Origin of the sequence: Candidatus Nitrotoga sp. 1052, from assembly GCF_927312905.1 — a bacterium.
In the GTDB taxonomy this organism is placed as follows: Bacteria; Pseudomonadota; Gammaproteobacteria; order Burkholderiales; family Gallionellaceae; genus Nitrotoga.
Genome location: NZ_CAKMHQ010000029.1, coordinates 116768 through 123219, shown reverse-complemented (window position 1 = coordinate 123219; position 6452 = coordinate 116768). Strand labels below are relative to the sequence as shown.

Here is a 6452-nt window from a genome sequence, read left to right as displayed (position 1 = left end):
AATTACGCTACACCAAGCAACCACTGGCTGTTGCACTTCGAACTTGAATCCGCCCGATAAAAACTCTCTGCATTGCGTCGATTACAGACGGCCCCTAAACCTCATTTTTTATTTGAAATCCGACGTTGGTGCAGAATGTCATTACCGGGATTGAACTGCCATAGCAGAAACACAATCTATTTTTGATGATGCATCACAATGCGTGACACGAATAGAATTGCCAATACGTTCGCCGTCATTGCTATATATCCTACCGTTGCATACCCGACGATTTTCCCCGCTCCATCTTGTGTGATGATAAAACCTGACAGTGTGGTGGCCAAGCCCATGGCGAACGATTGCATTGTAGCGTTGAGTGACATGAAGGTGCCGCGCAGTTTCGGCTGTGCGGCCGAGGTAACGATGGCCATCGCAGGAATCATACGTCCAGAAACCAGCACGAAAAATGTTGTGGTACAAATCAGCCACAGCCATAGCGGTACGATCCCGATTTGGCTTACTGCAAACAGAGGCAACAATGCAGCGGCGGCTACCAATCGATAGACTTTTACCTTTCCGTGCAGGTCAGCCCAACGACCAATCCGTCGAGCAGAAATCAAAGTTACCGCGCCGCCTGCAAGGTAGACGAATGGGATGTCATGTTGCGAAATACCGACGTTGCTTACTGCGTAAAGAGTTATATAGGGAATCACAGTGAAGCCGGCAAAAATGATCAGCGCGGAAAATAGCAAGGCGTGTTGATGGTTAATGTCGCGCAACACAGTAAACATTGCCGCAAAAGGGTGATCGCGCCTGTTCGTACTAATGTGCTGGCGCAGTTCCGGCAAGATGCGCAGGCCGATGAGGACGAACAATACTGCTAACCCTGCGATCAGAATAAACGGTACGCGCCAACCTACGTGATTAGCCAACCACAACGATAGCGGTACACCGGCAACTGTGGAAATCGAAAAGGCAGTCGAAACTACGCCGCTGGCATGTGCGCGACGTTCGAACGGAATCACATCGCCAACTATGGTTTGTACCATTGCTCCCATTATGCCGCCAAACACTCCTGCCAAACCGCGTGCGACAATTAGTGTGGAATAACCGGGGGCTAGTCCGCATGCCAGCGTTGATAGCCCGAACAAAATAGATACTGATAGCAGCAATCGTTTGCGTTCGAAGCGATCAACAAACGTCGCAGCCAATAATCCTGACAAGGCGGAGCTGAAGCTGTACGACGAGACAAGAAGTCCGAACTCATGTGTGTTCATGTCGAACGAACTCATCAGGATAGGGCCGAGCGGCATCATAATCATGAAATCGAGAATGTTAATGAACTGAATGCCAGCGAGAGTAAGTAACAGGTGATTCTCGCGTTGCAGGCTGAGAGAGGGTTGCATAATTCCAGTAGATTAATCGAGCAAGAGTATGATTGTATCTGTCTTTCGATATGGTAGAACTCAAGGCCTAGAAGACAATCACAGGAGGGTGTAATGTCAATATCCGACCCAGAGCAGTCGCTCAGGAATTAACACCTAAAAGAATGATGAAACGGAGTTGGTGTCCCGATTATGATGAATAACATAATGGAATTTTTGGCTCACTGGGGCATAACTGCGCTTTCGCTATGGGTTGCGGGCCTTATATTCCACGGTATTTCTTTTTCAAATAAACAATCTTTGTTTGTATCGGCGCTATTGCTGGGTCTCGCCAATGCGGTCATTAGGCCTCTCGTCATATTGCTTACCATACCGTTAACACTTATCAGTTTCGGTTTTTTTCTGCTGGTTATCAATGCGCTGATGATGCTTCTGGTGTCATCTCTTGTTCCGGGCTTCAAGGTATCGGGATTTTGGACGGCATTTTTTGCGAGCATCTTCATTGCGGTTCTCAGTTTCTTTGTGGGACTATTCATCTTTCAGGCAGGTGACAATCCAATTATCATCCCTGCTCATAAAGGAATATACATCTGAGAAACCACTGCGAAAGGTAGTTGAGTGTTTTGAGCATTGTGCTCATTCCTTGAATAATTTCCATGTGCGGACGCGTCTAGCAGACTGTCGGACTTCGAGTTTTGAGGCAACGTAACATATTGTTTTTTATATATAAATTAATTTGATTAAATAATGGGCGCATCAATTTAATCAATGAGTTACAAGAGAAGTCCGACAGGCTCCTAGTAAGCCACAAAGTTTGCTCCTGTAATTTAAGGAATAGAATAAAGGGAGGAATAAGAAGCATGAGCAGACTATTCACGCCAATTCGTTTACGCAAGGTGGAAATAAGAAACCGCATATTCATGGCACCTATGTGCCAATACTCCGCCCATGACGGTATGCCTAGTGATTGGCATCTCGTACATTACGGAGCCAGGGCCGCAGGGGGTGTTGGCCTGCTCATGATGGAGGCCACCGCTGTTTCCCCCGAAGGTCGCATCACTTCAAATGATTTAGGTTTGTGGACTGACCAGCAAGCAGAGGCACTTCGCCCCATTGTATCTTTCATCAAGGAGCAAGGAGCGACACCCGCAATCCAGATCGCCCATGCTGGGCGTAAGGCTTGTAGTGATCAGCCATGGAAAGGCGGCTTGCCTGTAGAACAGAAAGATGGTGGCTGGCAGCCACTCGCGCCAAGCGCGCTACCGTTTTCTCCTGACAGTTGCATTCCAAAAGAAATGACTCAGGCCGACATCGACAATGTCGTGAACCAATTTGCAGAAGCCACAAAACGTGCGCTTAAAGCGGGGTTCGAGACACTGATAATTCACATGGCTCACGGCTACCTGCTGCATGAGTTCCTTTCGCCATTGTCTAACCTTCGCAACGATTCATATGGAGGCAATTTCGAAAACCGTTCCCGACTGCCCTTGCAGGTAGCGAAAATCGTGCGGGAGTTGTGGCCTGATGACAAGCCCGTGATGGTTCGTATTTCCGCAACTGACTGGGTGGAAGGCGGGTGGGATTTGCCTAGTTCCATCGAATTGGTTCGGCAACTTAAATCCATCGGGGTCGATATGGTCGATGTTTCTTCTGGTGGGCTTGTCCCTGATGCGGCAGTGCCGACAGCGCCGGGATACCAGACATCTTTCGCCGCCACTATTCGCAGGGAAACCGGAATGATGGTCAGCACAGTCGGTTTGATTACCAATGTAATGCAAGCCGAACATATCCTTGTCACGGAACAAGCGGATGCGGTGTCCATTGGCCGAGAATTACTGAGAAATCCCACTTGGCCCCTCCAAGCTGCGAAAAGTTTGGGTGATGACATCCATTGGCCGCCACAATATCAACGAGCTAAATTGTAGCTCTCGTTCACTTGAACACTGCGTAGCGGGTGGATACAAGCAATGAATAAATTGGTGATCTCATGACTTCAAAAGTGATTGTCATTACAGGCGTAAGCCGTGGATTGGGGCGCGCCATGACCGAGGGATTTGTTCGCCTCGGTCACCGGGTTTTAGGTTGTGGACGATCAGAGGATGCGATTCATGAGCTCAATAACCTTCTTGGGCCAGCCAGTCGCTTCGAGGTGGTGGACGTCACCAACGATGAGGCTGTGCGTGATTGGACAAAACATTGCCTGAGCTTGGCCGGTTCGCCCGACCTGCTGATAAACAACGCCGCACTCGTCAACCGTAATGCGCCGCTTTGGAAAGTGCCTGCCAGTGAATTCTCCATGGTCGTCGATGCGAACATAAAGGGAGTAGCCAATGTTATCCGGCATTTCGTACCCGCCATGGTAGCCAAGCGGAGCGGTGTCATTATCAATTTTAGCTCTGGCTGGGGGCGCTCAACCGATACGGAAGTCGCCCCTTATTGCGCGACCAAGTGGGCAATGGAAGGTCTGACCAAGGCATTAGCTCAGGAGCTGCCACAGGGAATGGCGGCGATCCCCCTGAATCCCGGCATCATTAATACGGATATGCTGCGCAGTACCTTCGGTTCGCAAGCACGGGATTATCCTACCGCCGAGAAATGGGCTATAACTGCGGTACCATGGCTGCTCGGCCTTGGCCCGAAAGACAACGGACTTTCGCTAACCGTGGGTGAGTCTTATTGATTTTGGGTGCGCCAATGCAAACGCTGGCTCAATTCACATTGGTGGAATATAACGGACGCCAGCATTGCCGACGCGCTATTTTACAATCTACTTCTATTGCAAACCCGTTTGGATTGAGTTGTTCAAATGGGTAATATGGGTTCAAACTAATTCAAGTGATAGAGATCAAAGAGGGTTTATGCGAATTGTGATCATTGATGATATTCAGATGAATGTCACGTTATTGGAGCATCTCATCAGGAAAATTCCGGAGTGTGAGTTCGTCACATTTACCGACCCGCGCAAGGCAATTGATTGGTGCAGAGATAACGAGCCAGACTTGGTCGTAGTTGACTACATGATGCAGGATATGGATGGCATTGAGTTTACCCGGCTGTTCCGCAGTTTTAATCACTATGGAAGCATCCCAGTGCTGATGGTCACGGCAAATAATAACACTGGTGTACGCCACGAGGCGCTCATCAGCGGGGTATCCGATTTTCTTAACAAGCCGTTGGATAATGTAGAGTTTTTGGCGCGAGCCAAAAATTTGCTTGCATTACGCACAAGCCACAAACAACTCTCTACTCATGCAGAGTGGTTGTCGCAGGAAGTACGCAAGGCCACTGCCGAGATTGTGGCACGCGAACAGGAGACTATTTTTTGTCTGGCTCGGGCGGCGGAGTACCGTGACCCAGAGACAGGAGCGCATATTTTGCGTATGGCGCATTACTCAAAGCACATCGCTTGCGTTCTCGGGTTGCCTCTCGATCAGCAGGATTTAATTCTGGAGGCCGCGCCGATGCATGACATCGGTAAGGTTGGTACACCTGACTCAATCCTGCTCAAGCCGGGCAGGCTGACTGATGAAGAGTTAATCATTATGAAGCAGCATGCCGTGATTGGTTACGAGGTGCTCAACACCGGCAGCTCGCACTTGCTCAAGATGGCAGCTGAGATCGCGCTGACACATCACGAGAAATTCGATGGTAGCGGATATCCGCGCGGTCTGGCGGGCAACGACATTCCATTATTCGGGCGCATTGTTGCAGTGGCAGATGTTTTCGATGCATTAACTTCAAGCCGTCCATACAAAAAAGCGTGGAGCATTGAAAGGGCGACACAATTGATGCAAGAGCGTGCGGGCAAGCATTTCGATCCGGCGTGTATTGATGCTTTTTTTACTGATTTCGATAAAGTGCTGGCGATCAAGAACAAATTTTCTGACCATGCATAAACTTGAACACAGTGTTTATGCATTGAATTAATTGCGGATTTAGTCTAAATTTGGAAATTAAATAGGGAAGCATGTCATGCAAATATGTCAAATTCGTTGGTCAGAAATGGATGGGTGGGAGCACCCTGCAGGTTTGTTTGCAGATGCCGATTTAGTGCTAGTTTTTGCTGACAATATTTATTTTCAGACTGAGGCTTGCTATACACAATTACGCGGGATGTTCCCGCAAGCGCACATTGTCGGGTGTTCTTCTTCTGGTAATGTGATGGGCGTGACGATCAGCGATGGAGATGTGGTGGCGACGGCAGTCAAGCTTGAACGTTCCAGCATTAACATCGCATCGGTTGATTTGGAACCGGGCAAGGGAGCGAGGGAGTTGGGGAAGCTTCTGATGTCGAAATTGAGCGGCGCAGGATTGCGCCATGTATTCGTTCTTTCTGATGGCCACCAAGTAAATGGCAGTGAACTGGCGCAGGGATTGAATGAGTTGGGAATACCAGTGACCGGTGGACTGGCAGGGGATGGCACGCGATTTGGCGAAACTTGGGTAATGGCGGATGGGCCTGCCAAGACGGGGCGCATCGCTGCCTTGGGTTTTTATGGCGGAGTCACCATCAGGAGTGGGTGTTTCGCCGGCTGGGAAGAGTTTGGTGCTGACCGTATTGTCACCAAATCGGAAAGGAATGTGGTTTATGAGATTGATGGGGAGCCGGCATTGGAGCTCTATAAGAAATATCTGGGCGAGCTGGCCAAAGAGCTACCTGCCAGTGGTATGCGATTCCCATTGAGCATTCAGGCAACCAAAGCAGATAAGGCTGTGATACGCACTTTGCTGGCAATAGACGAAGCAACACAAAGCTTGACCTTTGCGGGTGATGTACCACAAGGCTATCAATGTAAACTGATGCGCGCCAATGTGGATAATCTGATTATCAGTGCCGGATTTGCGGCTGAAGAAGCGCAGCCATCTAGCCAGGGTGCAACTGGCTTGTGTCTTTTGGTGAGTTGTGTTGGTAGGCGCTTGGTAATGGGACAATTAACCGAGGAAGAGCTCGATATCGTACAAGAAAAACTGGGCGACAATACTTCAATCACTGGCTTCTACTCTTATGGTGAACTGGCACCATTCAGTGACGTCATGCAGTGCCAATTGCACAACCAGACAATGACGCTGACCACCATTTACGAATAG

The 6452-nt window shown here is 49.1% G+C and carries 6 protein-coding genes; 5 read left to right on the top strand and 1 reads right to left on the bottom strand.

Going from position 1 to position 6452, the window contains the following annotated elements; genetic code table 11:
• Positions 1-176: 176 nt before the first annotated feature.
• Positions 177-1385, bottom strand: coding sequence for an MFS transporter (locus tag MJ768_RS06480; RefSeq protein WP_239289104.1), 1209 nt, complete (start codon positions 1383-1385; stop codon positions 177-179).
• A gap of 186 nt (positions 1386-1571) precedes the next feature.
• On the opposite strand from MJ768_RS06480, the gene MJ768_RS06475 reads away from it, so the two are divergent.
• From MJ768_RS06475 to MJ768_RS06455, 5 genes are all read left to right on the top strand, one after another.
• Positions 1572-1958, top strand: a complete 387-nt coding sequence (locus MJ768_RS06475) for a phage holin family protein (protein WP_445082974.1) — start codon at positions 1572-1574, stop codon at positions 1956-1958.
• A gap of 266 nt (positions 1959-2224) precedes the next feature.
• Positions 2225-3289, top strand: coding sequence for an NADH:flavin oxidoreductase/NADH oxidase (locus MJ768_RS06470; RefSeq protein ID WP_239289102.1), 1065 nt, complete (start codon positions 2225-2227; stop codon positions 3287-3289).
• A 62-nt stretch (positions 3290-3351) separates the two neighbouring features.
• Positions 3352-4044, top strand: coding sequence for an SDR family oxidoreductase (locus MJ768_RS06465; protein WP_239289101.1), 693 nt, complete (start codon positions 3352-3354; stop codon positions 4042-4044).
• Positions 4045-4222: 178 nt separating this feature from the next.
• Positions 4223-5260, top strand: coding sequence for an HD domain-containing phosphohydrolase (locus tag MJ768_RS06460; RefSeq protein ID WP_239289100.1), 1038 nt, complete (start codon positions 4223-4225; stop codon positions 5258-5260).
• Between the two features lie 76 nt (positions 5261-5336).
• A complete protein-coding gene (locus MJ768_RS06455) occupies positions 5337-6452 on the top strand; it encodes an FIST signal transduction protein (RefSeq protein WP_239289099.1) in 1116 nt (371 codons plus the stop codon).